Genomic DNA, 25,301 nt, shown 5'->3' on the forward strand with positions numbered 1-25,301 from the left:
TTTATCAGTATTATAAAACATTTGGGTATATTGTGGCAATCTATTCCGAGAATTTTTTCTGTTCTTTCTATCAACTATATATATTATTTTAGAAGGGTTATACAGGGAAGCGCACCAACGGCTTTCCTTTATTTGCCCGTAAAAACCCCGCACCGGGCGGGGGGAATTTTTAAAAGAGTAATGGTGCTATCACAAAGGATATCATCAGCCCCAGCGAATAACTGGTTACATTTGTTGTTAAACTTAACATAAACGCATCGTGCAGTGATATTTTTCGGCGGTTCATTAGGCGGATGATGAGCGTTTCGGCCAGCAGGCAGAAAATCCACAAAAGCGCCGTTTCCTTTACATACCGCACCAGCAAAATCCACGAGGCTGCCGTTGTAAGCAAATTTGCTAACCCCACACTATACAAAATAGTGAAACTCTTTTGCGTATAGTTTAAAAAAGCCGCCGCAGCCAAGAGTTCCAAAATTAAAATAACGGCGAGTGAGGTCCACGCATCCCGGCGCGCCCAAGGGCCGACATTTTCCGCCAAACCCGCAGGGGTAACGTCTAGCGTATCCGCGCCAACTTTTACGTTAAAATGTGCCCGCAAGGTGTCCGGCGCGGCAAACACCTGGCTTTCGCGTTTGGAGCCGTCTGCAAACGCAATAACCAACTTTTGGAAAGGCTCGTAATCGTACGCAATAGAAAAACAAGTGTTTTCCGTACAGCGTAATTTTTGCAAGCCGTAGGAGCCCAGCGGTTTGGCAGAAAGACATTGGTTATCCTCACATTGGATTTGCTCGCTGTGCAAGGGGTCAATGGCCGGTTTGGTGACGGTTTCGTAGATGAACGAAAATTCCATTTCCGGCTTGGGAGATACGTCCGCCCACGCGGGGCAGAAACAGAAAAAAGCAAAGATAAAAAGTAATAATTTTTTCATTTTTTTACTCGGGATATTATATTTTGTATTATAACATTAATATAAGATAGGGGGAAACATAAAATGTTTTTTACCAAGAAGCAAAACGAAAAATATGCCGATGTAATGATATGGGCGATGGAATCAGCCCGCAAAAACGGAAAATTTAAACCGTATGATACGGTGCTTTTGCGTAGTGATTTTTCCGCTCGGCCCCTGGCAGAGCAAATTTATACCAAATTATTGGAAAAACGCTACCACGTTGTGTTGCGTTGGAACGCGCCGGAAAATTTTTCTAAAAATTTCTACTCTTTGGCCGATGACAAACAACTGGCCTTTTTGGCCCCGGGCGAAAAAGAATTTCAGGGTGGCATTAACGGCTTGATTTCCTTGCGCGCGCCGGAGGATTTAACTCACTTAAAAAAAGTGGACCCTTCGCGCATTGCCAAAAGTGCGGTGGCGCATAAACCCCTGCGCGAAATTTTAGACGTGCGTGAGCAAAAGGGGGCCTTTGCGTGGACGTTGTGCAATTATCCGACGGCAGAACTTGCCAAGCGCGCGGGACTTTCCGGCAAGGAATATGCCGCGCAAATTGCCCGTGCCTGTTTTTTAAACGAAAAGGACCCTGTTACAAAATGGCAAGAGGTAACCCAAGCCGTTACCGAAATTGGCGATTGGCTTTCCAACTTGCCGATTCGTACCTTGCATATTGAGTCTAAATCAATGGATTTTGAAGTGCTTTTGGGCGAAAAACGCCGCTTTGTAGCAGGCGGAGGGTGCAATATCCCGTCTTTTGAAATTTTTACATCACCCGATTGGCGCGGTACGCGCGGAGTGTATTTTGCCGATTTGTCCTCTTACCGGAGTGGTAATTATGTAAAAGGGGTGCGCTTGGAATTTAAGGAAGGGCGCGCCGTCAAGGCAGATGCGGAGCAAGGCGCGGCTTTTGTGCGCAAAATGCTGGCTATGGATAAAGGCGCGGCGCAAATCGGCGAGTTTTCGTTGACAGACAGACGCTTTTCCAAAATTACCAAGTTTATGGCAGATATCTTGTATGATGAAAACTTTGGCGGCAAATACGGTAATTGCCACGTTGCCGTCGGAGCCAGTTATGCAGATACCTACACCGGCCCGCAAGATAAACTGACTAAGGCCGAAAAAGATAAACTGGGCTTTAATGATTCTTCCCTGCATTGGGACTTAATCAACACCGAAGACAAAAAGGTTACCGCCCGCTTAAAGGACGGTTCTTTGGTTACGGTATATGAAAAGGGCCAATTTAAATACTAGGACCTTTTGCCCCTTGGGTCTAGGTCCAAAGACCCTGGTAAAAAAGGTTGTATTATTTTAAACTAATAATAAGAAGGTTACTTAAAAAAAGGAGAGAAAACTATGAAAAGATTTTTTGCTGTGGCGCTTGCCCTGTTGTTGACGACGGGTGCTTTTGCTCAAAAGAGAATTGAGAAAAACGGTGCGCTGGATTCGCAACTAAGCAAGGCGATTGCCGCAACTATTGCGACCCAGGCCCCTGCCTCTATTGGCGAAGCGACCCGCGTGCTGGAAGCCTATGACACTTTTGCCCAGGCGGTTAAAGGCAGACAATACCACGATTTTAACTACATCTTTCAGGTAATGGATGAAGTTCGTGTAACCTTTATGAAACTGCAAACCAAATCGCCGGAAGCCGCGGCGCAGGTTGCTAAATTCATTAACCGCCCGGTGGCGATTGCCAACGGTTCTTATTTCTTAACGCTTGAAAGTTACTTGCGTATGGAAACGATTAACTTGCCCCAAAGCGAACAAGTGAAATTTGATGCGTTCTATACCGCTTTGGTAAACGCTTTAAATACATATGATGTGGTGACGGTAAATAACAAATTGCCGAAAGCGTATGCCGAATCGGTGGTGGCGTTTCGTAAGTTTGTAAGCAACACCAAGAAACTTAACGCAAACTGGATTTTGCAGAGTATGATGAACCCAATGGACGAATTTAATGCCCAGTTGCAAAAGAACCCGCAGTTGGGGCCGGCAATGGCGAAGGAGTTTGTAAAGCCCATTAAAACGTCTTGGGGTACGGTAAAACCGTTGGATATCATCAACGAGTATGCCATTACCTTACAAGGCCCGGTACAGGACGATTTGTTTGATTTCCGCGACAATTTGGTCCGCTTTGCCCGCTAATAAATAGACTTTTCATAGAAACCGCTTGGAACAATAACTGTTCCAGGCGGTTTTTTGTAGCCAGACAGGTTAGAAAAATGGGGAAATTATTGCGGATAAAACCCCTAAAAAACCATAAAAAAACGCGCCCGAAAGCGCGTTTTTTGTAATAGAAATAATTCTATAACTCGGTATGCAAAACTTTTAAGGCGGCCTTTTCTTTGGCTACTGGCAGACACTCCTGTACGCGGTAGTGCTTGCCGTCAGTCAGTTGTGTGATGGCCGCAATGTCTGTATCGGTCAGCACTTCCTTGTCATAGGTAGTACGGAATTCGTACCCAAGTCCGCTTTCCACAATTAATTTCATAGATTCGCGCAACACCGCCGGATTAAAATCCACTCCCGTGATGAGTGAATATTTTTCTAGCGGAGCCTTTAAATCCATAGCAATAAAATCCAACAGTTTGCCTTGAATTAATTGTTTTAGCACTTCCGGGCGGGTACCATTGGTGTCCAACTTGGTGGCATAGCCCATCCCTTTTAATTTGGCTAGAAACTGCGGTAAATCTTCGTGCAGGGTAGGTTCCCCGCCGGATACCACAATTCCTTCCAAGGTGCCTTGGCGGCGCTTTAAAAAGGCGTCTATTTCTTCTTCGGCAACGGGTTCGGCAAACATATGCGGATAGACCAGTTCCGGGTTATGGCAGTAGCGGCAACGAAAGTTACACCCTTGTGTAAAAACTACCGCGGCTGGCCGTCCGGGAAAGTCAATCAATGTAAATTTTAATAATCCGCCTATCTTCATACCGAATCCGTTGCGTTCAAAGCAAAAAATTATTTATCACAGCCGCAAGAGCAACCGACGTGCATCGTTTTTCTCATTGCAAATTCTTCTTTTTTGCCTTTGTTCCAGTTTTGTACGGGGCGCAGATAGCCTACCACTCTGGAATAAACTTCGCATTTGGAACCGTGAACGTCGTTCAATTCTTTTTTAAGTTCCGAGATTTTGTTTTCAACTACTTGTCTTTCCTGTGCAGTCATTGTGTGTCTCCTGACGATTAATAACCTATGTTGACGGGAACGGGCCCGTGAAAACCCGTTACTTTTATTATGGCACTTTACAGCGCCGGCCGCAACCGCTTTTTTGGGTTATCTTTGACGGGCAAAGTAACCCAAAAAAGGTAATATCTTACAGATCTATTTGCTGTATAACTGTTCTTCCAACAGTTTAATTTTGTGTTCCAGTTCCTGCATCCGTTCGGCTTTGCATTTGGGACATTCAAAGTGTTCGCCTTCAATGTAGCCGCACTTGGGGCAGACGCTGAACGTAGGGGTAATGGAAAAATACGGCAAGGTGTATTTTTCGCAGACGGTTTTGATGAATTTCTTCATCGCTTCCAAGTCTTTAATCTTTTCCCCTGTAAAAATATGCTGAACCGTGCCGCCGGTGTATTTGGATTGGATAGTGCTTTGCAAGTCCAACATTTCAAACACATCATCCGTATAGTTGACGGGCAACTGCGAAGAGTTGGTGTAGAAAGGCTGGTGGCCTTGCTTATACAATTCTTCGTCGGCACAGATGATTTCGGGGTAGCGCTCTTTATCCAGTTTAGCCAAACGGTAGGAGGTCCCTTCCGCCGGGGTGGCTTCCAAGTTATAATTGTTGCCGGTTTCTTCCTGGAATTTTACAAGCGTTTCGCGCATATAGGTCAGCACGTCCTCGGCAAATTTTTTGCCTTTTTCGGTGCCGATATCTTCGCCCAACAGGTTGACGGCCGCATCATTTAAGCCGACAAGCCCGATGGTGGAAAAGTGATTCTTCCAAAATTCGCCAAAGCGTTGGCGAACCGAGCGCAGATAGAAACTCATATACGGATAGAGATTTCCTTTCGTAAAGCGCTCAATAATTTTGCGTTTGATTTCCAAACTGGTTTTGGCTACTTCCATACGGTCTTTTAAGAGGGCGAAAAAGTCTTTTTCGTCTTTGGCCAAATAACCCAGCCGGGGCAAGTTGATGGTTACGACGCCGATAGAACCGGTCAACGGGGCAGAACCAAAGAGCCCGCCGCCGCGTTTGCGCAGTTCGCGGTTATCAATGCGTAAGCGGCAGCACATAGAACGCGCATCTTCGGGGTTCATATCGGAATTGATAAAGTTGGCAAAGTACGGGATACCATATTTGGCTGTCATTTCCCACAGAGGGGTAAGTTTGGGGTTGTCCCAATCAAAATCTTTGGTAATGTTATACGTCGGAATCGGGAACGTAAACACGCGGCCTTTGGCATCACCCGCGAGCATTACTTCGCAGAACGCGCGGTTCAACATATCCATTTCCGCTTGGAATTCGCCGTAAGTTTTATCCTGCAATTTACCGCCGATAATAACCGGCTGGTCCTTGTAGTAGGACGGTACGGTTAAGTCCAACGTTAAGTTGGTAAACGGTGTTTGGAACCCGACACGGGTGGGCACGTTTACGTTAAACAAAAATTCTTGTAAGGCTTGTTTTACATCATTGTAAGAAAGTTTATCGTAATAGATAAACGGCGCGAGCAAGGTATCAAAGTTGCTGAAAGCCTGCGCCCCCGCACTTTCGCCTTGCAAGGTGTAAAAGAAGTTTACTACTTGGCCTAATGCGGTGCGCAAGTGCTTGGCAGGTTTACTTTCAGCCTTGCCGACTACGCCCGTAAAACCGCTTAAAAGCAGGTCTTGCAAGTCCCAACCGACGCAGTAAGCACCCAACAATCCTAAATCGTGCAAGTGAAAATCACCCTCGCTGTGCATACGGCGGACATTTTCGGGATAGATTTTATTGAGCCAATAGACCTTGCTGATTTCGGAGGAAATGTAGTTGTTTAACCCCTGCAAGGAGTAGCCCATATTGCTGTTTTCGTTTACCTGCCAGTCAATCTTTTGCAAATACTGGTCCACCAAATCTACGTTAAATTTGGAAGAAATTTCACGCATACGGGCGTGCTGGTCGCGGTACAGAATATAGGCTTTGGCTGTTTTATGATAATTTGATGTTAAAAGCACATCTTCCACAATATCCTGTACATTTTCCACATTGGGAACGGTGTCGGAATAAAGTTGTTGGATAATGTTAATGGCGCGAATCGTTAATTTTTTGGCGGTTTCGGCGTCAAATTCGCCGGTTGCCTCGGCGGCCTTGGTAATGGCGCGGGTAATCTTTTTAGAGTCAAAATGCTGTGTCGTACCATCTCTTTTTACGATACGGGTAATAACTTCGGAGTTTTCCATAATAGTGTAATCCTGGTAGAATAATTCGCCGCTAAATAAACTAACGACTTTTAAAATTTTGGCAAAAACGGACTAAAAATGCAAATCTCGTCTTAAAACCGATTTTGCCACAAGCCTAAAAATGAAGCCCTCCGACGGAAAAAACGCTCTTTTGCCTTGTCCTTGGCAGGCTGGCAGCCAGGCTTGTTAATAGTAATTATTACTAATAAGCGGGTGCTTTGTCAATAATAAATTAGATAACTCCTAAAAAATAAGGGAAAACGGCGCGGTTTTCTTGCTTGTTTTTTAGTCTTTTTGGCGGGACTTGACGAACGCCGGGCAAAAAGTTTTAATAAAGAAAAAGGAAAAAGGGGGGAATTATATGGACTTTTACCAATGGTGTGTGCTTGTAGCGGTAGTTGCCTTTGTGGTGTTGGTCGTTTTTGCGGTGCGGACATTTTTGCAAATTACCCGCACAGCCGAAGCCGTAGAATATTTGGCGGTTTCTGCTGCTGAAAATGTAGATAAAACCAAAAGTGCGTTTGATTTAATTGACAATGTTTCCACACTTTTGGATTCAACCTTTTACAAGGTAATGAAGGTAGGCCTTGATTTGGTGCGCCATTACCGCAAACGCTAATGCGTTTATTCTTTTTGCAAAAGCCCCGGTTTGGATACCCGGGGCTTTTTGCTAGTTAAGCAACCAAAAACCAAAATTTAAATAACAAGCAAATCCTAACCAGCCTGCATAAGGAACCAACAAAAGTGCGGCTAAACCATTTTTTAAACGGGCTTCCTTCCATAGCCAAAATGTTTCTGCTAACATTACCACTAGCAACAGCAGGGCCGGTGTCAATTCGTGCAGGCCGAAGAAAACAGGTGTCCACCACATATTAAGAGCCAGTTGGATAATAAATAAAATGGCTGTTTTCTTATGTTTTTGTAAGCCTTTGCGGAAAAGGAGAAAGGCACTTATTCCCAAAAACAGATAAAGAATACTCCACACCATTCCAAAAACGATATCCGGCGGCACAAACGGCGGTTTGGCAATCCCGTGATACCAAACCAAATTTTGCCTCACGATATATCCGCCGGGCAAGGCGGGCAACTGGCAGAGCAAAAGCCAGAATAAGAGCGGTAAAAAAGTTCTGTAAATATTTTTCATATTTTTACCGTATCATTTTGCGTGGCATCGCCCAAGGTGAAAAAAAGGTTATAAAAGCGTGTTGTTCGGTTTATAAAAATGGTAGAATAAACTAAACGTATTTTATTTATATATTGAGGACATTATGGACACCAAACTCATTACGGAAATTACCGATTGGCTCAAAACCACCGATTTAGCCGAATTTTGCTACGAAAAAGACGGCGATTGTATTGAAGTTAAAACCCAAGAAGCCTTGCCGGAGCCTGCGCATTTTGAATGCTCGCTTACGGCGGTAACTTCTCCGGCTGTCGGTATTTATCACGCGGCTGAAAAAGGCAAAAACTTGGCACTGAAAGAGGGCCAAACTGTAAAAGAAGGCGATTCCTTGGGCGTGGTGGAAACCGTTTCCCACAAGCATAAAGTAACGGCCCCTGTGTCCGGAAAATTGCGTATAGTAACCGCCAAAGACGGTGCTCCCGTGGAATTTGGTTTGCCGTTATTTTTTATTGAGCAGGCAGCCAAATAGGAGCATAACCCATGTCTGCTAACATTAAAATTACTCCCTTTAAAAAAGTCTTGATTGCTAACCGTGGCGAAATTGCGCTGCGCGTTATCCGTACCTTAAAAGAAATGGGCATTAAGTCCGTGGCTATTTATTCGGAAGCCGACCGCAACTGTCTGCACGTCCGTATGGCTGACGAAGCCGTTTGTATCGGTGCTGCCCCCTCCCCTTTAAGTTATTTAAATATAGATGCTATTGTTACCGCGGGTAAAATTACCGGGGCAGATGCTGTTCACCCCGGGTATGGCTTTCTGTCTGAAAATGCGGATTTTGCCACGGCTGTTACCAAGGCCGGTATGACGTTCATCGGGCCGACCGCGCACGCTATTGAAATGTTGGGTGTTAAATCTACCGCGCGTGAAATTGCCGTGCGCGCCGGAGTGCCGATTACTCCCGGCTCAGACGGCATTGTAGGTAAAAATTTCCGCGAAGTAGCCCGCAAAATCGGCTTCCCGATTATGATTAAGGCCTCTTTGGGCGGCGGCGGCAAAGGTATGCGCGCGTGCCTAAAAGAAGAAGATTTGGAACTGATGATGGAAACCGCGCAGGGTGAAGCCCGCGCCAACTTTGGTGATGACCGCGTATATTTTGAAAAACTCGTTTTGAACCCGCGCCATATTGAAGTGCAGGTAGCCGCCGATAACTATGGGAACGTTGTGGCGTTTGCGGAGCGTGATTGCAGTATGCAGCGCCGCCACCAGAAACTGGTGGAAGAATCTCCGTCCCCGTTTGTGGACGCGGTAACCCGCCAAAAACTCCAAGAGGCCGCTTGCAAATTGGTAAAAGCGGCCGAATACCGCGGTGTCGGTACGGTAGAGTTTTTGATGGCTCAAAATAAAGAATTTTATTTTATGGAAGTAAACACCCGTTTGCAGGTGGAACACCCAGTAACGGAATCCGTCTGCGGGCAGGACCTCGTCAAAATGCAGTTGCAGATTGCGCAGGGGGAACCGCTCTACCTTACGCAAAAGGACGCGGCGGTTATCAAATGCCACGCGATTGAGCACCGCATTAACGCCGAAGACAGCGAACATAATTTTACGCCGTGCCCCGGCACTATTACCGAGTGGATTCCTTCGGGCGGGTTGGGTGTGCGCGTGGACAGCCATATGTACACGGGTTACACCATTCCCAGTTATTACGACAGTTTGATTGCCAAACTGATTGTTACCGCGCCGGACCGCGAACACTTGCTCGCGCGTTGCCGCCGTTGCTTGGGCGAATTTTTGATTGACGGTGTAAAAACCACGATTCCGTTCCACCAAAAAATCGTCAATAACCCGGACTTTATAAAAGGTAATATGGATACGGGCCTTATTGAACGGATGATGGCGCAGGAGAAGGCACAAGGTGAAGGCAAAAAATAAAATCTTAGGCCCGCGCGCGCTTAAAAAATTTGTAGAGGCCGCCCGTGCGGAAGGCAAAAAAATCGTTTTTACGAACGGTTGTTTTGATATTTTGCACGCCGGGCACGTCAGCGTGTTGGAGTTTTCCCGCTCCAAGGGTGATGTGCTGGTGGTTGGGCTCAACAGCGATGCTTCCGTGCGCCGCTTAAAAGGGCCAACCCGTCCGGTAAACACCCAGGCCGACAGAGCCTTGGTATTGGCGGGATTGGAAAGCGTATCCGCCGTCAGTATTTTTGAAGAAGACACACCGTATAATCTAATTAAAATCGTTCGTCCGGATGTGTTGGTAAAGGGCGGAGACTATAAGACCGACGAAATTGTCGGCCGTGAATTTGCAAAGAAAGTGGTGCGTTTCCCTTTGCTTAAAGGTCGTTCCACTACTAATATTATTAAAAAGGTAAGTAAATAAACCGCTTTGCGGCTTGCGGGCTGCGGCGCGGTTGTTGTGTCAAGAGGATAAAATATGTCTGATATTTTTGAGAAATGCAAAAACTACAAAGACGCCAAACTGGCTATGCGCTTGGGCATTTACGGCTATTTTCAGCCGATTGAATCTGCGCAAGGGCCGGAGGTGGTGTTGGGCGGCAAAAAATACATTATGGCCGGTTCCAACAACTATTTAGGCTTGGCAGATGACCCCGAAATGAAAAAAGCCGCCGCCGAAGCCGCTTTAAAATACGGTACCGGTTGTGCCGGCTCCCGCTTTTTAAACGGCAACACCAAAGCCGCAGATGCGTTGGAAGAGCGCATTGCTAAATTTAAACGTAAAGAAGCCGGGCTTATCTTTTCTACCGGATATCAGATGAATTTGGGGGTCGTGTCGTGCCTCGTTAAAAAGGGCGACTACGCGATTGTGGATAAATTAGACCACGCCAGTATTTTGGACGGTATTAAACTTTCTGACGGCGAAATGGTGCGTTTTAAACATAACGAACCGGGCGATTTGGAGCGCGTTATTTCCAAACTGCCTGCCGAGGCCGGCAAACTGATTATTGTGGACGGTGTTTTTAGTATGGAAGGGGACATTTGTCCGTTGCCGGAAATTGTCAAAATTGCTAAAAAATACGGCGCCCGTGTGATGGTGGATGATGCGCACGCGACGGGTATCATCGGTAAAACGGGCCGCGGTACTTGCGAATATTTCGGCTTGGAAAACGGCGAAGTGGATTTAGTGGTCGGCACTTGCTCCAAAACCTTTGCTACTGTTGGCGGTTTTGTCGTTGGCGATGCGGATATTATTCATTACATCCGCCACAATGCCCGCAGCCAGATTTTTTCTGCCGCGTTGCCGCCGGCCTGTGTGGCCTCTATCACCAAGGCGTTGGAACTGATTGAAAACGACACCTCCCGCCGCGACAATCTGTTCCGTTTAACAGCCAAACTCAAAAAAGGCTTGGAAGATTTAGGCTACGATTTGGGCACCAGCACCACACCGATTTTGCCGGTACACGTCGGCAGCAACGAAAACTGCTTTAAAATGTGGCGCGCCTTGCACGAGTTGGGTATTTTTTCCAACCCGGTGGTCAGCCCTGCCGTGCCTCCGGGCCACGCGCTTATGCGTTTAACGCTTATGGCGACACACACCGACGAACACGTTGCCCAAATTATTGATGCTTTTGCAAAAGCAGGCCGTGCGGTAGGTGTGATTAAATAGTTTGTTACCAGTATGACCCCGGTCGCTATGGCCGGGGTTTCTTTTTTAGAGAGGGGAATATGCGTGTGGAAATACATCAAATAGCGGACGAGGACTTGGACTCTTTTGTCAATTTTCCGTTTGAATTATACAAAAATGACCCGTATTGGGTGGGGGAGTTAAAGGCCGATACTAAAAAGTTATTGCGCTTGAATAACGTCTTTTGGACGAAGAACGAGCGCGCTCTGTTTATGGCATACCAAGACGGAAAAGCCGTTGGGCGTATTGCCGCCATTTTGAATAAAGAACATAACGAATATCATCACGAAAATATTGGTTTTTTCGGCTTTTTTGATGTCATCAATGATAGAAATGTTGCGGCTGCGCTTTTTCAGGCGGCAGAAGATTGGCTCCGTGCCAAGGGTGTAACGGCGGTGCGTGGTCCGGCTAATCCGGACAGTAACCATATTTACGGCTTGCTGGCCGACGGCTTTGACAGTATGCCCGCTATTATGATGCCCTATAATTATCCTTATTATATGGAGTTAATTGAACAGGCCGGATATGGAAAAATTAAGGACCTGCTCGCCTTTGAACGCAGTAAAGACGACAAATTTTCCGAACGGTTTTTAAAAGTTTGTGCGCGTTGTTCGCGCGGGCACGGTATTACTTTGCGGAGGCTGAACCTCAAAAATTTGGAAGCAGAGGCCGAAATCATCCGCGAAATTTACAATAAGGCGTGGGCGGAAAATTGGGGCTTTGTGCCAATGAGCAAACAGGAAATGGCGGATGTGGTAAACGAATTAAAACTAATTGTCCGGCCGGAAGGAACTTGTGTATTGGAAGTGGATGGGGTTGCGGCGGGGTTTTATATTGCTATTCCGAATATGAACCACGCGCTTAAAGAATTAAAAGGTTCCCTGGCTAATCCGTGGCGTATCATCAAGGCACTCTTGGCTTGGCGCAAAATTAAAGATGCGCGCCTGATTATGTTGGGTGTGGCTCCTGAATTTAGAAAGCGCGGTATTGACCTGATTTTGATTAAGCACATTATTGACCACGGGGTAGCCGTTTGGAACGAAGCGGAACTGTCGTGGGTGCTGGAAGATAATGAGGGGATTATCCGCGGAATTACGGAGTGCGGCTGTCATACCAGTAAACGGTACAGACTGTATCAAAAAAGTTTGTAAACGCAAATAAAAGGGTTTCGCTCCCTCCCACGGAAAACGAAACCCTTTTAGTGTGTTGCCCGGGATAGCGGGTCCCCTCCCGCGTCCGGACGGATGAAATCTGTTTAGAGTGGACGCCCCGCCGGGTACTCCGGCTGGGGCGTCTTCGTCTTAAAGCGCTCCGTGTTTACCCCACTTTACGCTTTCCCCCAGTTTACGGCCCCTTGTTTATGCTTTATCCCCCGGGCCGTTCTCTATATTTAAAGGATAGCGCATAAAGCGTCAAAATAAAAGTCTAAAAAAGGATTAGTTTTTTAGGGTAAAAAAATCCCCGCCGGGTAAGGCGGGGGAAAAGTTACTTTTCTTCGGTAACGCGTTTCCACGCGGCCAAAAAATCGTCCGGTACGGGAGCCTCAAACTTTAATTTTTTGCCCGTTAGCGGGTGGTTAAACTCAATTCTCCGGGCGTGCAGCATCAGGCGGTCAGCCGTCGCGCCGCGGTAGAGCCAGTCGCCCAATACCGGATAGCCCAACCAACTTAAATGCACGCGCAACTGGTTGGTGCGGCCTGTGCGCGGGTAAAGTTCAATGTAGGTAAATCCGTTTTTGCGTTCCAATACCTTGTAATCGGTAACGGCTTCGCGCCCTACGTCGGAAGCCTTGATTTTGCCTCCGGCTACACGCCCTATCGGCACGTCAATAGTGCCTTCGTTATCGGGCACTTCGCCGCAGGCGATGGAGTGATATGTTTTGTGAACCTCCCGGTTGGAAAACAGGGCCACCATTTCGGCTTGAAATTCTTGTGTTTTGGCTACCACCATTACACCGCTGGTTTCGCGGTCTAAACGGTGTACGAGCCCCGCGCGGGGCATAGATGTATCAAATCCTTTGGGCGGGTTAGCCAAAATGACGGACACCAAAGTTTCTTCGGTTGAAAAAACTGCTTCGGGGTGTTCTTCCCACACCGGGCTTTGCGGGTGAACAAGCATACCCGCAGGTTTAATGAGAACAAAAAAATCTTTGCCGTCGTGGATAATTAAATCAGACAGTTTTGTCTTGGCTTCCGGTGCGGGCATTTCAATTTCCACCACTTCGCCCGGAGTGAGCGGCCAAGAGGGTTTTACCCTTTTTCCGTTGACGGTAATTTTGCCGTCTTTAATCATCTTTTGCACAATGGCGCGCGAAAAATCAGCCAGTTCGTCTGCGGCAAAAATGTCCAAACGGCGAGAATATCCTTCAAAAACGATTTTTTTATTTTCCTGCATAAGTAGAGTCCTTTTTTAAACGAATCCAAAGCCAGCACGAGACCGCCGCAGCCGCCAAGGCAATCCATTGGGAGGGAGATAATCCCAACCAATAGGCGCCGCGGTAATCCCCGCGGAAAAACTCAATGATAAAGCGCATTATGCTGTAATATGTTATATATTGCGCTAATATTTTTCCGTCTTTATGCGGGCGTTTGGACGCATAGTGTAGTAATACGAATAAAATCAGGTTTCCGGCAGATTCATACAGTTGCGTGGGATGCAGCGGCACGTGTAAAAGTTCCGGGGCTACCAAGGAGTGCGGGTCGGTAAAGCGGACGCCCCACGGCATAGTGGTCGGGCTGCCGAAACAGCACCCTGCCAAAAAACAGCCAATGCGCCCCAAGGCGTGTCCCAACGGAAGGCCAACAATTAAAAAGTCGCCCGTTTTTAAAAGGGGTAATTTCTTTTTCTTTATATAATAAATGAGCGCGCCGACTGAGGCAATCATCCCGCCGAAAAAGACAAACCCGTAGCGGAAATCACGCACAATATTGGTAATTTTTTCGGCTAAGGTTGCCCCTAACTGCGGCCAGGAAACAATAATATAGAGGAGTTTGCTTCCTGCTAATGCGCCGATAAAGGCAATAAAAATCAGGTTCCAAAAGGTGTCTTTGTCTAAACCGATTTTTTTCAGGCGCGGAATCAAATACAGCGAAGCCGCCGCGTATCCCAATGCTGTCATTAGGCCGTAACTTGCCAGTTCAAAGGATCCTATTTTTAAAAATATCGGGTGCATTACAGTCGCTCCTCATCTCGTATTGCATTTCGCATAAAAGGGTTTTTTAAGCGTTCGTAGCCAATGGTGGAACTGCATTTCCCGCCGTAGGCGTGCCCTGCAAAAATTTGCGTATCTTCGGGGAGTTTGGAAAGTTTTACTAAACTTTGGCGCATTTGGCGCGGGTTAGAAGACGGTAAATCTACCCTTCCGCACGCACCCGGGAAAAGGGTGTCGCCCGTAAAAAGCGCGTTGCCGATATGCAAGCACACCCCACCCGCCGTATGGCCGGGCGTGGGGATAATATGTACCTTAAACGGACCGATTTGTAAGTGTTGTTCTCCCTGGTAAGAGTGTACAAACTGCGGCTCCAAACCCGAAAGAACCAGGTCATTTTCTTCCAAAAAGGCTTGTAAATGGTGCTTGCGCAGTAAATCTTGGGAAAATTTTACGTGGTCAAAGTGCCCGTGCGTAAAAAATACGGCGCGCAAGTTTAATTTTTTTTCTGATAAGATATGTTCCAAATAGTTCATATCCCAGGCCGGGTCAATCAAAACCGCCTCTGTCCCTTCGGTCAGCAAATATGTACAGTTGCCCATAGGGCCTAAGTTGATGACATCAATATTCATAAGTTATTTATCGGGTTGAAATCTAAATTCCACTTCGTTTGGGCCGACCATATTGTATTGGGTCCGGGCAATTTTTTCCAAATAAGCGGCATCTTCTTTTTCAAGCAATTCCATAGTGGCGGTCAATTCGGCGTGTTCTTTATCCAGCAGAACGCTTTGTTTCGCCAGTTTATGCAGTTCCAGTTTGTTATGTACCAAACTTAAAATACTGCTCCCTAAAAAGAAGATAACCACTACTACCAGGGCGGTCCCCAGTAGTAGCGGTTTTTTGTTTTGGATAATAAAATCCGTTATGGCTTGCGTGTTCATTTGCGGCTAAATACAGAATCTTGCGCGTACTCGGCTTTGTTGCCCAGTTCGGCTTCAATTTGGAGCAGACGGTTGTATTTTGCCGTCCGTTCGGAACGCGCCGGCGCGCCCGTTTTAATGGCGCCTGCGTTAGTGGCTACGGCTAAATCAGCAATAAAAGTGTCTTCGGTTTCGCCGGAGCGGTGCGACACAATGCGGGAATAACCGTGCTTTTTGGCCAGTTCCATTACGTCAATGGTTTCGGAAACGGTGCCGATTTGGTTGACCTTGATTAAAATAGAATTGGCGGCTTTTTCTGCAATACCTTTTTCCAACCGGTTTATATTGGTAACAAACAAATCATCACCTACCAGGTTAATTTTTTTGCCCAGTTGTGCGGTAATGTGTTTCCAACCGGTCCAATCGTCTTCTTGCAAAGGGTCTTCAATGGATACAAGGGGATATTTCTGGCACCAAGAGGAGTAAAGTGCGGTCATTTCTTGGGCAGAGTGCATTTTCCCTTCAAAACGGTAAGAACCCTCGTGATAAAATTCGCTGGCGGCGCAGTCCATAGCAAGCGAAATATCCAGGTGTCCGGCCTGTTTGGCGGCGGCTAAAATAGTTTTTAGTACATCTTCGTGTTTGGTGATTTTAGGAGCAAAACCGCCTTCATCCCCTACGGCAATCACCATACCTTCTTTTTTAAGCAAATCTTTTAAGGTGTGATAGGTTTCGCTTGCTTCGCGCAGGGCTTCGGCAAAAGTTTTGGGTGCGGTCGGTACGATCATAAACTCCTGTACATCCAGCCCGGAATCGGCGTGCTTCCCGCCGTTAATAATATTGAGCATAGGAGCGGGCAAGATATAGCGGCTGTTATCCAAATTATAGACGTTGCGCAGATGCTGGTAGAGCGGCAATTTGGCACTGTGGCAACCCGCACGCAATACTGCCATAGAAACGGCCAACATTGCATTGGCGCCCAGATTTGTTTTGTTTTCCGTGCCGTCCAAAGCCAGCATACTTTCGTCCACCAGGCGGATGTCAAACGGATTCATCCCGGCCAACTGCTGTGAAATTCTCTCCACGTTGGCCACCGCCTTTAACACCCCCTTGCCATTGTAGCGGGTGCCACCGTCTCGCAGTTCAAGTGCTTCGTGCGAGCCGGTAGAGGCTCCGCTGGGTACGGCCGCGGTGCCTGTGTTGCCGTCATCTAACAGGACGTCGGCGGCTACTGTCGGATAACCGCGCGAATCCAAAATTTCCCTTGCCGTAATTTTTTTAATGCGAACCATACAACCCCCTTCCGGCAAATTGCCGGATTAGACAATGCTGTCTATGATTTTTTTGCCTTCTTTAATCAGTATTTCCGGCAATTTTTCGTCTTGCGCTTCGGCATACATACGGATTAACCGCTCGGTGCTGGACGGGCGAATAGCCAGCCAACTGCCGCCTTTTAAGATAAATTTAAACCCGTCTGTATTGTCAATACGCCATACAGAGGTTTTATTAATGGAAAGCGGCGGTTTAATATCCAAGCGTTCCATAATGCGGTTAATTTCGGTTTCCGCCTTGGGAATACTGACTTTTTGGTCAAACAACTGTTTGTATTTTTTATAAAAATCTTTTTTCAGTTGTTTTAAGGTCTTGCCTTCGGTGGCTAACATATCTACCACCAACAGGCAGGCCACCAGACCGTCTTTGTCCGGAATATGGTGGGCAATCGCAATACCGCCCGATTCCTCCATACCCATTATGTACTGCCCGGTAATCATTAACTCGGTAATATATTTAAAGCCTACCGGGGTTTCGCGCAGCATTAGCCCGTTTATCTTGGCTACCTGGTCAATCAAGTTTGAGGTAATGACGCTTCTGCACACGCGGCCTTTTAAATTTTTATTGCGGACCAGGTGTTCCAGCAACAGCGGGGCAATTTCGTTGGGGGACACCCAGTTGCCTTCGGCATCAATAATGCCGAATTTATCGCAGTCCGGGTTACAAGCGATACCCAAGTGCATTTTTTTGCTTACAACTAATTTTTTAAGGTCCGTCAAACTGACCGGTCCGGCATTGGGCGTGTGTCCGCCAAAGAGGACATCTTCCCCTTCGTGGATGCCTTCTACCGTTACGCCGTGTTTTTCCAAAAAGTCGCGGAAATAATATTTTGACGTACCGAAAAGCGGGTCAACGGCTACTTTTAATTTCGCCTTTTTAAGTGCCTTCACATCAATCATTTTTTCCAAGCGGGCCATATAGCCTTTGCGGAAATCTTTACTGACGATAGCCGCCGCGTTCAATACGCCAAACTCGGTAGAGGACGCTTTTAAAATCTGTGCGTTGGGTGAAGGAATACGCTTTTCAATATCTTGCACAATTTCGTTATTAGCAATACCGCCGTAGTACGAAATCCATTTCACGCCGTTTACATAGTATTCGGCTTCACTGCCCGTAATAACAATTGCCCCTACGGCGCACTCGTTGAGCACCGCCCACTCGGCTACCGGGGTAGGCAGGGGGAGTTCGGCCACTTTTACTGTAATGCCGCTTTGCACGAGCGCATTGGCGGCTACATAGGCAAATTGTTTAGACAGAAAACGGGTATCATACCCCACGAGAACGAGGGGCTTTTTGGGTTTTTTGCCTTGTTCTTCACAGTGCTTGCGGTAGCCCGTACCTTCAAATCCATAGAAAGGATGTTCCAAAATATGTTCGGAAATCCCGTAAGTCAAACGCTGTACGGACTGGGCGGTCAGCCCGTCTGCGGTAACGGCCCGGAAGCCGGCTGTGCTAAATTTAATATCTTCACTCATCGTGCAGGTATTATACTAAAAAATAGGCATTTTTTCATCTTTCTGTGGCTTTGTATATTGGGTAGCGGAAAATGTTAAAATATATATATTACATAATAAGGAAAGAAAAATGAATTTTGAATACGTTAAACAATACATCAAAGATGCCGGCCTGCCGAATTTCCGTATTGCGCAGGTAAAGGATGCCATTTTCAAACGCGGGATTTCGTCTTGGGACGAAGCAACCAGCCTGCCCGCTGATTTGCGGGAAAAACTGAAACAGGACCGTCCCTTGCTTAGTTTTAAGGTATCTAAAATTGTCTGTTCAAACCGGGATAAGGTGGCCAAGGCTCTTTTAACACTTAAAGACGGCTACCAGATTGAAACCGTATTGTTAAAACCGCAGGATACTTGGAGTGTGTGTGTGTCCAGCCAGGTGGGGTGTCCGTTACGCTGTTCCTTTTGCTCTACGGGCAAAATGGGTTTCAAGCGCGATTTAACACAAGAGGAAATCACCGACCAGGTATTGATGTGGTACCAGTATGTGCATAAAGAAAAACTGGGCGAGCGTATTTCCGGCGTAGTTTTTATGGGAATGGGGGAACCTTTGCTCAACTATTTAAATGTAGTAAAGGCGGCGCAGGATCTTTCCAACCCGGACTATTTAAATATCGGTGCGCGTCATATTTCTGTTTCCACTTCGGGAATTGCAGATAAATTGCATAAACTGGCGGTGGACTTGCCACAGGCCAACTTGGCTATTTCCCTGCATAATGCCGATAATGCCGAACGCAGCAAGATTATGCCCGTAAACCGCAAATTTGATTTGGACGATATCAAAAAAGCGTTGGAAGAATATATTGCTATGACGGGCCGCCAGGTGTTTTTGGAATATTCTGTTATTGAAAACGTCAACAGCCGCCCGGAACATATCCGCAAACTGGCGGACTGGATTTACAGCATTAAAGACAACTATTTACTGCACGTTAATTTGATTGCGTGCAACCTGGGCCGCGGCGAAAAGACAGAAGACCGTGTAGTAAAAGATTTTGCCGCCGGCCTAAAAGCAATGGGCATAGGCGTAACTATCCGCAAAAGTATGGGTAACGATATTTTAGCCGCGTGCGGACAGTTGGCTTCCCAGAAAAAGGAGGGAAAATGAAAAAATTGGGGTTAGTGGCAGCCGGTCTTTTACTCGCCGGATGTGCTACGTTGGAAATGAATAATTTGGATTGGATTCCAATAGGGCCGGACTTTCCGCCCACCAAGGCCAAAAATGTGGAAATTATCGGCAGTAAGAGTGATATTACCCGCCCGTACGGTAATTTGGGGCTTTTGCGCATTAAAAATTTACAGCCCACCCGCGATAATTTAAAAATGGGCGTGGAAAAGGGCCGCAAGTTTGTAGCCTCCAAGGGGGCCGATGCAATGCTTATCGGCCAGTACAACAGCGCGGAGGACGGTGCGTCCAACCCGCGCGTAACGCTGATTATCTATGCCATTAAATATGTGGATAATTTGAGCGAAGAAGACGAAAAAGCGATTGAAGATTTTAAAGTATTGGGGATATTAAATGAGCGTTCTGATAGCTAAAACCGCAGGAGAATGTGAACAATGGACGGATGTAGCCGTCGTCGTGGATGTATTGCGTACGTCCACCACGCTGTGTGCGTTGTTGGCACGCGGCAAGAAAACTGTTTTGGGGTTTGATAAGGCGGAGGACGTAACCGCTTTTACAAGCCGGCACGCTGATTTTGAGGTATATAGCGAACAAAAATTGTCCGTTTCGCACGAGGACGATTCTCCTTATGCGGCGTCGCGTGCTTCGGGCCGTACGCCTGCTTTGGTGCTGAGCAACGAAGGGATGAAGGCACTTTTCGCCGCCAAAAACGCCAGCACCGTATTGGTCGGCGGTTTTTGCAATTTTTATACGTTGGCTGATGTGCTTGCTAATATAGATAAGGATGTTTTGCTGGTGCCGGCCGCTTTGTATGGTACGGCGGATTCGGTAGAAGACGGTTTCTGCGTGTCTGCCTTGAAAGACTGCGTGCAAGGTATCGGCAACCCCGAGGACGCTATTGTGGAATTTAATAACACAATGCGCTGTGTAGAGTTTTTGAAACAGGGGCCTAAAAATGCCGAAAAAGATGCCAAAATTGCGTTTAAAGTGGATGATTTAAAGGTTGTGCCTCAGGTGTCTTTTTCTGACCAAGGCTATGCGGTCTGCTACCCGTACGGCACGCAGGCGCCGGAGGCTTGGTTGGTTACCAAACCCGCTGAACAGCCCGCTGATGTTCCTGCGCAAAAGCCTGTTTCGGCGGCACAGGAAACAGTGGCTACTCCGAAACCGGCGGAGAACACCAAGAGTGGCCTTAAAAGTTTTTTTAGTGGGATTTTAAATACAGTAAAAGAAGAAAAGAGAGAATTGGAGCAAGAAATTGCCAATAGTTTTGGCGAAAGTAAGGTGGATAACGTGCCTGCTCCGGCGGAGGATTTATTGGACGCCGCTTTAAAAAAGACTCCGGCCCGGGCCGCCGCTTCTTCTGGAAGTTCCGTCCAAACTCCGGCCCAACAGCCTGCTACTAAGGTGCCCGCAGAGGTGCAGCCGGTTGCTCCGCAACAGGCGGTGCCGTCTGCCGAGGTTACTTTTTCGGGCAAGGCGGCCGTGTTTGGCGGCAAGGCAAAAAAGAAAGCCATTGTGCTTTTTTCGGGCGGACTAGATTCCACTACCTGCCTGTATTGGGCCTTGGCGCACGGTTACGAGTGCGAAGCGCTTACCGTTTCTTACGGACAGCGCCACGACCGCGAGGTGTTGGCCGCACAAATGATTGCGCGCAATCTGGGTATTAAACACCATATGATTACGCTTAATTTGCCGTGGCTGTCCTGCTGTTCCTTAGTGGATAAAAGTCAGGCCCTGCCGGATGTGGCATTAGAGGATATTCCGAAAGAGGGAATTCCTTCTACCTATGTACCGGGGCGGAATTTGATGTTCCTTTCTATTGCAGGCTCTTTATTGGATGCAATTCACGCCGATACGATTATTGCAGGCCCCAACGCGATAGATTTTTCGGGTTATCCCGATTGCACCCCTGCATTCTTTAAAGCGGCGGCGGACGCGCTTAACCGCGGTACCAAAATGGGTGTAACGGAAGGCATTGAAGTATTGGCACCTCTGATGCGGATGTCCAAGACCGATATTGTGCGCCTGGCTGCCAAGTTGAAAGTTCCGTTTGAACTCACTTGGAGTTGCTATGCGGGCGGCAAAAAGCCGTGCGGCCATTGTGATTCCTGCAAATTGCGCGCCAAAGGCTTTGCCGAAGCGGGCGTGCACGATACGTCGCTTGATTAACGGAGATAAAAATGAAAAAACTCCTTTTGGCTTTATTGGCGGTGTGTTTGGCGGGCGGTATAACGGCGGCGGAATTAAAGGATATTGAGGTGGAACCTCCGGCGGAGTGCAGTTTGCCCGCGGAGTCGGCCCCCATTGTTAAAAAAGATGGCGGACATCTTTCCTCTGCGGAGAAGAAACAGACGGTTGCCGAGCAGAAAAAGGCCTTTAAGGCACGCCAAAAACGCATAAAAAAATTAGTAAAGCAGTACAAAAAAGCCAAAACGGCGGAAGATAAAGCCTCCATTAAAGCCAAATTGGCGGAGGAAGTTTCTGCCGGAGTGGATGCGGGACTTGCTTATGTAAAGGACCGCATCGCCGCTGAACGCGCAAATTTGGATAATTGGGAAAACAAGGTGAAAGCCGACGAGGCCAACTTGGAGCAGGTAAAAGCCCGGCGCGTAGAGGACTTATTGTCCGGTGTGGCTGAAAAAAAGCACAAAGCCGCCAAAAAGGCTTGGAAGAAACAACTCAAAGAAGCCAAAGAAAAACTGCATTAACCCAAAAGCCTTTTGCAACATACCCCCGGCCGAATACCGGGGGTTTTTGTTGTATCTAGAAAGCCCCGCAGGTTGCGGGGTTTTTTATATATGCAAATTTCCTTACTCAAATATACCGGAACTTTCCAGGGCATTTAACGCTTTGGTTATATCATTTACTACCACTATCCAACGGCTGTTCGGCCCTGTGCTTGCGGTACCGTAAATGGTGGTAATGTTTATCCCGTGGCTGGAAAGGACGGCCCCAATATCCCGCAACAATCCCACGCGGTTGGGGGTATCAATACAGATGGCATCTGTCTTTACGCTTGTAAAACCGGCCTTGGTCAGCGCGTGGCTGATTTCCTGGTCGTATTTAACTGTCAGGCGGACAACAGCAGCATCATAGCGGACATCTTGCGAAATGGCGATTACATCTACATTTTCGCGTACAAATAATTCGGCAAAATTTTTGAGCGCACCCGGTTCATTTATCAGGAAGACGCTGTACTGCTTGACTACGTTGATAGACATAATAACCCCTTATAAATAAAACCCTACCTAAAATTATATCACACCGCCGCCGATGATACAACAAAAAGGACCGCGTTTTGGCGGTCCTTTTCTCAAATTTTTGGCAATTCGTTTTCGGTCTCTTTGATGATTTTTAGCATTTGCGTATGAATTTTGCCGTTGGTTGCTAAAAGTGTATGTCCGAAATCCTTGATTTTTTTGTATTTTTTGCCGGAATAATCCGTAACTTTGCCTCCGGCCTCTTGCAAGATAAGCACCCCCGCGCCGACGTCCCACGGGTTTAAATTATCTTCCCAATAGCCGTCCAAACGCCCGGCTGCCAGCCAACATAAGTCCAGAGCGGCGGAGCCTAGCCGGCGCACATCGTGGCAAGAATTTAAAAAACGCCCAAACCGGTCTAGCAACTTTGGCAACCGCGTAAAGCGGTCATACGGAAAACCCGTAACCAATAACGATTGTTCCAATTTAGCCGTTTTGGAAACGTGTATTTTTTTGCCGTTTAGGGTGGCTCCCTTGCCCTTTTGGGCCAAAAAAGTTTCGCCGGTGGCCGGGTTGACTACACCGCCCAAAACAGGTTCGTTTTTATAAAAAAGTGCGATGGATACGCTGCATTGCGGGAAAGTATGCGCAAAATTAGTAGTTCCGTCAATCGGGTCAATCACCCAAGTATAATCTGCTCCGGTGTTTTTGATGCCGTTTTCTTCGGCTAAATAGTCGTGCGCGGGGAAATTCTTTTTTATCAGTGCCAAAACAGCCTTTTGGCTCGCAACATCTGCCTTAGTAACCAAGTTGGCCTTTCCCTTTAATTCATAGCCCACCTTGCCAAAATTTTTGCGCACCGTTTTGGCCGCGGCGGCTAAACACGCTTGCAGTACGGCAAATTCTTTTTTCATTTTTTCAGGTCCAGTACGTCGGCTTCTTTTAATTTGTTTTCCAGTACGAGCATTGCCTTGCAGTCATCCTCGTTGTACATCAATACCTTGTTTAACAAATCTTGGTTGCCGGTTTTCAGCCAGTTGGTAAAATAGACCATACTGTCCATTGCGCCGCAGTCATCTTGCCGCCAGTTAAAGCCAAAGGCAGGCGCGGCGGCTTTGAGCGAAAAACTGGGTGCGGGCAAATAGAACTGTTTGTTTACGGACACTTTTAAGTCGTAACAAATGGAGCAGAGGGCTTTTAATTTAGCAGCATCTTGCGGATTTTTCCCGGCCAGATTTTTCATCTTTTTTACTTCGTATTCCGTCCAATGGTAGAGTGCTGTGTCGGAAAAATCTTTGATATAGTCGTAAAACTGTTCAAAGATTTTAATTTCTTCTTCCGGGGTTTTTGCCACAAAACTTACATATTTGTCTTCTTCTTTATCCCAAATACCGATTAAATAGACAAAGGATACATTGTTTTTGGTAAAGGTTTCGGTGGCCTCAAAATCAAAATATAAATTATATTTTTTTACAGGCGGCGGGAAATGCCCCGCTTCGCGCAAGACGGGTTTGTTGTGCAAATAGGCCAAAGAATTGTAATAGGAATTTGTGGCGTGCGGTTCTTCCAAAATACCCTGTAATTTTTCTAATCCGGCGTGTGCCACATCGTCAGTGGTGAACATCCCATTGATTTTAAGGCATTGGCGCATTTCGGTATTTAGGCCGGGGAGCATTAGTAAATCTTTGCTTTGGGCCACCACTTTATTAGCATAAACGCGCCAAGGCGCACTGGCGGCTTTGGGCGGTTTGTGGGCCTCCGGGCGGGATTTCCCGTCGCGGATGCTGCGCCAATAGGCCAGTTCCCGGGCCAGACGGTCGCAATGGTCTTCATAGCAAACGTCAATCGTGCGGTCGCGCAGGAACACGCGCGTATTAGCCGGTGTGTATTTTTGCGTGCAGCCCAGTATGCGGTTAAGCAGACAGACCTGTAAGGCATAATGTTCCTTTAAATCGTGTGCGCGTTTAAATTGGAAAATATGATAATGATAGTTGCCCCATATGCTGGAAGCATTATTGGAGCGGACGAGTAAATTTATGCTGCCGTAGGTGTTTTCAGGCAAGTTCCAAAGTAAGGCATTGGCAATAGCACTTTCACCTTTGGCCATAGCGGATAAAGTGTTTTTAAAGCGTTCGCTTTCCGTTTCACCCGTAATGAATACCACACCGGGAAACTCCTGCTTAATCCAATTATCGCGAATGGTGCGGTCGGTGCGGATTTTTAAATTTTCGTAGCGGTTAGGTTCCGGAACGGCTTCTTCTTTGGGGGCGTGAAAAACGCACCAAATGCTGAAAGGGTCTTCCAGCAAGGAAAACATCTTGGAAGCATTAAAATCCTGTTTCCCGGGCACACGGCCTGCGGAAAGGGTGTTAAAAAGGGTTTGCAACTCGTTCTCTGTCATTATATATGTATTCTATCTTTTTTAGCGGGGGAATAAAACCGATTTTTGACAACTTGCCAGCAGGGGGGCTTATTTGCTACCATAAAAACCTAGAATTATGGCATTGAACGAACAAACAAAAATAAACCTGGGGAGGCTGATTACGGCACAGCGCGTGCTGGTGGCTCCCGAGGGATTAGACAAAGACGGTTTAATTGAAACCTTGGTGCGTATGGCTTGCCGCCAATGCCCGCGCTTGGACCCGGCAGAAGTAACAGCCCAGGTGTTGGAACGCGAAAAAGGCATCAGCACTACCTTGGATACGGGCTTGGCTATTCCGCACGCCCGTGTGGAGGGATTGGACGATTTTGTTGCCGCGCTGGCGGTTTTGCCTGTTCCCGTGACGGAGGAACGCCATAATAAATCTATTCGCGTGATGTTTTTGTTTTTATCGCCCGACAAGCCGGCTTTCTTTCAAAAACACTTGCAGGTTTTGGCGGCATTGGCAGAGACCTTTCAGCCCGGTTTTATCCAAGAATTGCTTACGTTAAACGACCCGCAAGCCGTGGCTGAACGCTTATCTCGCTGACGCG

The 25,301-nt window shown here is 47.1% G+C and carries 27 protein-coding genes; 13 read left to right on the plus strand and 14 right to left on the minus strand.

The genetic code is table 11. The features are described 5' to 3' along the window. Window positions 1-169: 169 nt before the first annotated feature. A complete protein-coding gene (locus ACQY2K_RS03705) occupies window positions 170-928 on the minus strand; it encodes a hypothetical protein (RefSeq protein WP_428040801.1) in 759 nt (252 codons plus the stop codon). 63 nt (window positions 929-991) lie between these two features. Between ACQY2K_RS03705 and ACQY2K_RS03710 the strand changes: the two genes are divergently transcribed. Both ACQY2K_RS03710 and ACQY2K_RS03715 read left to right on the plus strand, forming a co-directional pair. Next, window positions 992-2,197 (plus strand): aminopeptidase, encoded by a 1,206-nt coding sequence (locus ACQY2K_RS03710; protein WP_428040802.1) that lies wholly within the window; start codon window positions 992-994, stop codon window positions 2,195-2,197. Between the two features lie 102 nt (window positions 2,198-2,299). Beyond that, window positions 2,300-3,088 (plus strand): hypothetical protein, encoded by a 789-nt coding sequence (locus ACQY2K_RS03715; protein ID WP_428040803.1) that lies wholly within the window; start codon window positions 2,300-2,302, stop codon window positions 3,086-3,088. Window positions 3,089-3,248: 160 nt separating this feature from the next. On the opposite strand, the gene ACQY2K_RS03720 is transcribed toward ACQY2K_RS03715, so the two are convergent. From ACQY2K_RS03720 to ACQY2K_RS03730, 3 genes are all read right to left on the minus strand, one after another. Continuing rightward, a complete protein-coding gene (locus tag ACQY2K_RS03720; RefSeq protein ID WP_428037743.1) occupies window positions 3,249-3,872 on the minus strand; it encodes an anaerobic ribonucleoside-triphosphate reductase activating protein in 624 nt (207 codons plus the stop codon). A 29-nt stretch (window positions 3,873-3,901) separates the two neighbouring features. Then, a complete protein-coding gene (gene nrdD / locus ACQY2K_RS03725; protein WP_177748700.1) occupies window positions 3,902-4,108 on the minus strand; it encodes an anaerobic ribonucleoside-triphosphate reductase in 207 nt (68 codons plus the stop codon). A 156-nt stretch (window positions 4,109-4,264) separates the two neighbouring features. Further along, window positions 4,265-6,325: a ribonucleoside triphosphate reductase gene (locus ACQY2K_RS03730; protein ID WP_177748701.1), complete on the minus strand. Its 2,061-nt coding sequence runs from the start codon at window positions 6,323-6,325 to the stop codon at window positions 4,265-4,267. A gap of 361 nt (window positions 6,326-6,686) precedes the next feature. Here ACQY2K_RS03730 and ACQY2K_RS03735 point away from each other — a divergent pair, with 361 nt between their 5' ends. Further along, complete coding sequence (locus tag ACQY2K_RS03735) at window positions 6,687-6,944, plus strand: hypothetical protein (protein ID WP_428040804.1); 258 nt, start codon at window positions 6,687-6,689, stop codon at window positions 6,942-6,944. A 51-nt stretch (window positions 6,945-6,995) separates the two neighbouring features. Here the strand turns inward: ACQY2K_RS03735 and ACQY2K_RS03740 are convergent, their stop codons facing one another. After that, a complete protein-coding gene (locus tag ACQY2K_RS03740; RefSeq protein ID WP_428040805.1) occupies window positions 6,996-7,469 on the minus strand; it encodes a TspO/MBR family protein in 474 nt (157 codons plus the stop codon). Between the two features lie 124 nt (window positions 7,470-7,593). Here ACQY2K_RS03740 and ACQY2K_RS03745 point away from each other — a divergent pair, with 124 nt between their 5' ends. Genes ACQY2K_RS03745 through ACQY2K_RS03765 form a run of 5 tightly spaced genes read left to right on the plus strand, consistent with a single transcriptional unit; the run spans window position 7,594 to window position 12,242 of the window. Continuing rightward, on the plus strand, window positions 7,594-7,977 hold the full coding sequence (locus ACQY2K_RS03745; protein WP_428040806.1) for an acetyl-CoA carboxylase biotin carboxyl carrier protein: 384 nt from the start codon (window positions 7,594-7,596) through the stop codon (window positions 7,975-7,977). 11 nt (window positions 7,978-7,988) lie between these two features. Next, window positions 7,989-9,380 carry an acetyl-CoA carboxylase biotin carboxylase subunit gene (accC, locus tag ACQY2K_RS03750; RefSeq protein ID WP_428040807.1) on the plus strand — a complete coding sequence of 464 codons (1,392 nt, stop codon included), beginning with the start codon at window positions 7,989-7,991 and terminating at the stop codon, window positions 9,378-9,380. Beyond that, the gene (rfaE2, locus tag ACQY2K_RS03755) at window positions 9,364-9,828 is read left to right on the plus strand and encodes a D-glycero-beta-D-manno-heptose 1-phosphate adenylyltransferase (protein WP_428040808.1); all 465 of its coding nucleotides are present in this window, start codon (window positions 9,364-9,366) and stop codon (window positions 9,826-9,828) included. Before accC ends, rfaE2 begins: the two co-directional genes overlap by 17 nt. 54 nt (window positions 9,829-9,882) lie before the next feature. Beyond that, window positions 9,883-11,073 carry an aminotransferase class I/II-fold pyridoxal phosphate-dependent enzyme gene (locus ACQY2K_RS03760; protein WP_428040809.1) on the plus strand — a complete coding sequence of 397 codons (1,191 nt, stop codon included), beginning with the start codon at window positions 9,883-9,885 and terminating at the stop codon, window positions 11,071-11,073. A 59-nt stretch (window positions 11,074-11,132) separates the two neighbouring features. Next, window positions 11,133-12,242 carry a GNAT family N-acetyltransferase gene (locus ACQY2K_RS03765; RefSeq protein ID WP_428040810.1) on the plus strand — a complete coding sequence of 370 codons (1,110 nt, stop codon included), beginning with the start codon at window positions 11,133-11,135 and terminating at the stop codon, window positions 12,240-12,242. 334 nt (window positions 12,243-12,576) lie between these two features. Here ACQY2K_RS03765 and ACQY2K_RS03770 read toward each other — a convergent pair whose 3' ends face one another. The 6 genes from ACQY2K_RS03770 to ACQY2K_RS03795 are packed head-to-tail and all read right to left on the minus strand — an operon-like array spanning window position 12,577 to window position 17,966. Next, the gene (locus tag ACQY2K_RS03770) at window positions 12,577-13,485 is read right to left on the minus strand and encodes an RluA family pseudouridine synthase (RefSeq protein ID WP_428040812.1); all 909 of its coding nucleotides are present in this window, start codon (window positions 13,483-13,485) and stop codon (window positions 12,577-12,579) included. Next, the gene (gene lgt, locus ACQY2K_RS03775; protein WP_428040813.1) at window positions 13,472-14,263 is read right to left on the minus strand and encodes a prolipoprotein diacylglyceryl transferase; all 792 of its coding nucleotides are present in this window, start codon (window positions 14,261-14,263) and stop codon (window positions 13,472-13,474) included. Before lgt ends, ACQY2K_RS03770 begins: the two co-directional genes overlap by 14 nt. Further along, window positions 14,263-14,871, minus strand: a complete 609-nt coding sequence (locus tag ACQY2K_RS03780; protein WP_177748722.1) for an MBL fold metallo-hydrolase — start codon at window positions 14,869-14,871, stop codon at window positions 14,263-14,265. Before ACQY2K_RS03780 ends, lgt begins: the two co-directional genes overlap by 1 nt. Window positions 14,872-14,874: 3 nt before the next feature. Then, the gene (locus ACQY2K_RS03785; RefSeq protein WP_428037752.1) at window positions 14,875-15,180 is read right to left on the minus strand and encodes an FtsB family cell division protein; all 306 of its coding nucleotides are present in this window, start codon (window positions 15,178-15,180) and stop codon (window positions 14,875-14,877) included. Continuing rightward, window positions 15,177-16,451, minus strand: coding sequence for a phosphopyruvate hydratase (gene eno, locus ACQY2K_RS03790; RefSeq protein WP_428040814.1), 1,275 nt, complete (start codon window positions 16,449-16,451; stop codon window positions 15,177-15,179). The genes ACQY2K_RS03785 and eno overlap by 4 nt, the downstream gene beginning before the upstream one ends. 27 nt (window positions 16,452-16,478) lie before the next feature. After that, window positions 16,479-17,966, minus strand: a complete 1,488-nt coding sequence (locus tag ACQY2K_RS03795; RefSeq protein ID WP_177748728.1) for a hypothetical protein — start codon at window positions 17,964-17,966, stop codon at window positions 16,479-16,481. Between the two features lie 109 nt (window positions 17,967-18,075). On the opposite strand from ACQY2K_RS03795, the gene rlmN reads away from it, so the two are divergent. Genes rlmN through ACQY2K_RS03815 form a run of 4 tightly spaced genes read left to right on the plus strand, consistent with a single transcriptional unit; the run spans window position 18,076 to window position 21,836 of the window. Next, complete coding sequence (gene rlmN, locus ACQY2K_RS03800; RefSeq protein ID WP_428040815.1) at window positions 18,076-19,107, plus strand: 23S rRNA (adenine(2503)-C(2))-methyltransferase RlmN; 1,032 nt, start codon at window positions 18,076-18,078, stop codon at window positions 19,105-19,107. Then, window positions 19,104-19,538, plus strand: coding sequence for a hypothetical protein (locus ACQY2K_RS03805; RefSeq protein ID WP_428040816.1), 435 nt, complete (start codon window positions 19,104-19,106; stop codon window positions 19,536-19,538). Before rlmN ends, ACQY2K_RS03805 begins: the two co-directional genes overlap by 4 nt. Further along, window positions 19,519-21,297 carry a 7-cyano-7-deazaguanine synthase QueC gene (gene queC, locus ACQY2K_RS03810; protein WP_428040817.1) on the plus strand — a complete coding sequence of 593 codons (1,779 nt, stop codon included), beginning with the start codon at window positions 19,519-19,521 and terminating at the stop codon, window positions 21,295-21,297. Before ACQY2K_RS03805 ends, queC begins: the two co-directional genes overlap by 20 nt. An 11-nt stretch (window positions 21,298-21,308) precedes the next feature. Continuing rightward, a complete protein-coding gene (locus tag ACQY2K_RS03815) occupies window positions 21,309-21,836 on the plus strand; it encodes a hypothetical protein (RefSeq protein ID WP_428040818.1) in 528 nt (175 codons plus the stop codon). A gap of 102 nt (window positions 21,837-21,938) precedes the next feature. Here ACQY2K_RS03815 and ACQY2K_RS03820 read toward each other — a convergent pair whose 3' ends face one another. The 3 genes from ACQY2K_RS03820 to ACQY2K_RS03830 all read right to left on the minus strand — a co-directional run bounded on the left by ACQY2K_RS03820 (window position 21,939) and on the right by ACQY2K_RS03830 (window position 24,729). Beyond that, a complete protein-coding gene (locus ACQY2K_RS03820; RefSeq protein WP_177748738.1) occupies window positions 21,939-22,349 on the minus strand; it encodes an ACT domain-containing protein in 411 nt (136 codons plus the stop codon). Window positions 22,350-22,441: 92 nt separating this feature from the next. Continuing rightward, complete coding sequence (locus ACQY2K_RS03825) at window positions 22,442-23,242, minus strand: inositol monophosphatase family protein (protein ID WP_428040819.1); 801 nt, start codon at window positions 23,240-23,242, stop codon at window positions 22,442-22,444. Continuing rightward, complete coding sequence (locus ACQY2K_RS03830; RefSeq protein WP_428040820.1) at window positions 23,239-24,729, minus strand: TM0106 family RecB-like putative nuclease; 1,491 nt, start codon at window positions 24,727-24,729, stop codon at window positions 23,239-23,241. Before ACQY2K_RS03830 ends, ACQY2K_RS03825 begins: the two co-directional genes overlap by 4 nt. Before the next feature lie 97 nt (window positions 24,730-24,826). On the opposite strand from ACQY2K_RS03830, the gene ACQY2K_RS03835 reads away from it, so the two are divergent. Continuing rightward, the gene (locus tag ACQY2K_RS03835; RefSeq protein ID WP_177748744.1) at window positions 24,827-25,297 is read left to right on the plus strand and encodes a PTS sugar transporter subunit IIA; all 471 of its coding nucleotides are present in this window, start codon (window positions 24,827-24,829) and stop codon (window positions 25,295-25,297) included. Window positions 25,298-25,301: the final 4 nt, after the last annotated feature.

The sequence above is a fragment of the Candidatus Avelusimicrobium fimicolum genome, assembly GCF_021632165.1.
GTDB lineage: Bacteria > Elusimicrobiota > Elusimicrobia > Elusimicrobiales > Elusimicrobiaceae > Avelusimicrobium > Avelusimicrobium fimicola.

What these genes read in the sequence shown, in the direction of transcription:
- ACQY2K_RS03740 (WP_428040805.1), bottom strand. Translation starts at nt 7,469, where the DNA reads ATGAAAAATATTTACAGAACTTTTTTACCGCTCTTATTCTGGCTTTTG.
- ACQY2K_RS03820 (WP_177748738.1), bottom strand. Translation starts at nt 22,349, where the DNA reads ATGTCTATCAACGTAGTCAAGCAGTACAGCGTCTTCCTGATAAATGAA.
- ACQY2K_RS03835 (WP_177748744.1), top strand. Translation starts at nt 24,827, where the DNA reads ATGGCATTGAACGAACAAACAAAAATAAACCTGGGGAGGCTGATTACG.
- ACQY2K_RS03720 (WP_428037743.1), bottom strand. Translation starts at nt 3,872, where the DNA reads ATGAAGATAGGCGGATTATTAAAATTTACATTGATTGACTTTCCCGGA.
- queC (WP_428040817.1), top strand. Translation starts at nt 19,519, where the DNA reads ATGAGCGTTCTGATAGCTAAAACCGCAGGAGAATGTGAACAATGGACG.
- ACQY2K_RS03735 (WP_428040804.1), top strand. Translation starts at nt 6,687, where the DNA reads ATGGACTTTTACCAATGGTGTGTGCTTGTAGCGGTAGTTGCCTTTGTG.
- lgt (WP_428040813.1), bottom strand. Translation starts at nt 14,263, where the DNA reads ATGCACCCGATATTTTTAAAAATAGGATCCTTTGAACTGGCAAGTTAC.
- ACQY2K_RS03710 (WP_428040802.1), top strand. Translation starts at nt 992, where the DNA reads ATGTTTTTTACCAAGAAGCAAAACGAAAAATATGCCGATGTAATGATA.
- ACQY2K_RS03815 (WP_428040818.1), top strand. Translation starts at nt 21,309, where the DNA reads ATGAAAAAACTCCTTTTGGCTTTATTGGCGGTGTGTTTGGCGGGCGGT.
- rlmN (WP_428040815.1), top strand. Translation starts at nt 18,076, where the DNA reads ATGAATTTTGAATACGTTAAACAATACATCAAAGATGCCGGCCTGCCG.
- ACQY2K_RS03745 (WP_428040806.1), top strand. Translation starts at nt 7,594, where the DNA reads ATGGACACCAAACTCATTACGGAAATTACCGATTGGCTCAAAACCACC.
- ACQY2K_RS03830 (WP_428040820.1), bottom strand. Translation starts at nt 24,729, where the DNA reads ATGACAGAGAACGAGTTGCAAACCCTTTTTAACACCCTTTCCGCAGGC.
- accC (WP_428040807.1), top strand. Translation starts at nt 7,989, where the DNA reads ATGTCTGCTAACATTAAAATTACTCCCTTTAAAAAAGTCTTGATTGCT.
- ACQY2K_RS03760 (WP_428040809.1), top strand. Translation starts at nt 9,883, where the DNA reads ATGTCTGATATTTTTGAGAAATGCAAAAACTACAAAGACGCCAAACTG.
- ACQY2K_RS03780 (WP_177748722.1), bottom strand. Translation starts at nt 14,871, where the DNA reads ATGAATATTGATGTCATCAACTTAGGCCCTATGGGCAACTGTACATAT.
- nrdD (WP_177748700.1), bottom strand. Translation starts at nt 4,108, where the DNA reads ATGACTGCACAGGAAAGACAAGTAGTTGAAAACAAAATCTCGGAACTT.
- ACQY2K_RS03765 (WP_428040810.1), top strand. Translation starts at nt 11,133, where the DNA reads ATGCGTGTGGAAATACATCAAATAGCGGACGAGGACTTGGACTCTTTT.
- ACQY2K_RS03730 (WP_177748701.1), bottom strand. Translation starts at nt 6,325, where the DNA reads ATGGAAAACTCCGAAGTTATTACCCGTATCGTAAAAAGAGATGGTACG.
- ACQY2K_RS03825 (WP_428040819.1), bottom strand. Translation starts at nt 23,242, where the DNA reads ATGAAAAAAGAATTTGCCGTACTGCAAGCGTGTTTAGCCGCCGCGGCC.
- ACQY2K_RS03795 (WP_177748728.1), bottom strand. Translation starts at nt 17,966, where the DNA reads ATGAGTGAAGATATTAAATTTAGCACAGCCGGCTTCCGGGCCGTTACC.
- ACQY2K_RS03715 (WP_428040803.1), top strand. Translation starts at nt 2,300, where the DNA reads ATGAAAAGATTTTTTGCTGTGGCGCTTGCCCTGTTGTTGACGACGGGT.
- eno (WP_428040814.1), bottom strand. Translation starts at nt 16,451, where the DNA reads ATGGTTCGCATTAAAAAAATTACGGCAAGGGAAATTTTGGATTCGCGC.
- ACQY2K_RS03785 (WP_428037752.1), bottom strand. Translation starts at nt 15,180, where the DNA reads ATGAACACGCAAGCCATAACGGATTTTATTATCCAAAACAAAAAACCG.
- ACQY2K_RS03805 (WP_428040816.1), top strand. Translation starts at nt 19,104, where the DNA reads ATGAAAAAATTGGGGTTAGTGGCAGCCGGTCTTTTACTCGCCGGATGT.
- ACQY2K_RS03770 (WP_428040812.1), bottom strand. Translation starts at nt 13,485, where the DNA reads ATGCAGGAAAATAAAAAAATCGTTTTTGAAGGATATTCTCGCCGTTTG.
- ACQY2K_RS03705 (WP_428040801.1), bottom strand. Translation starts at nt 928, where the DNA reads ATGAAAAAATTATTACTTTTTATCTTTGCTTTTTTCTGTTTCTGCCCC.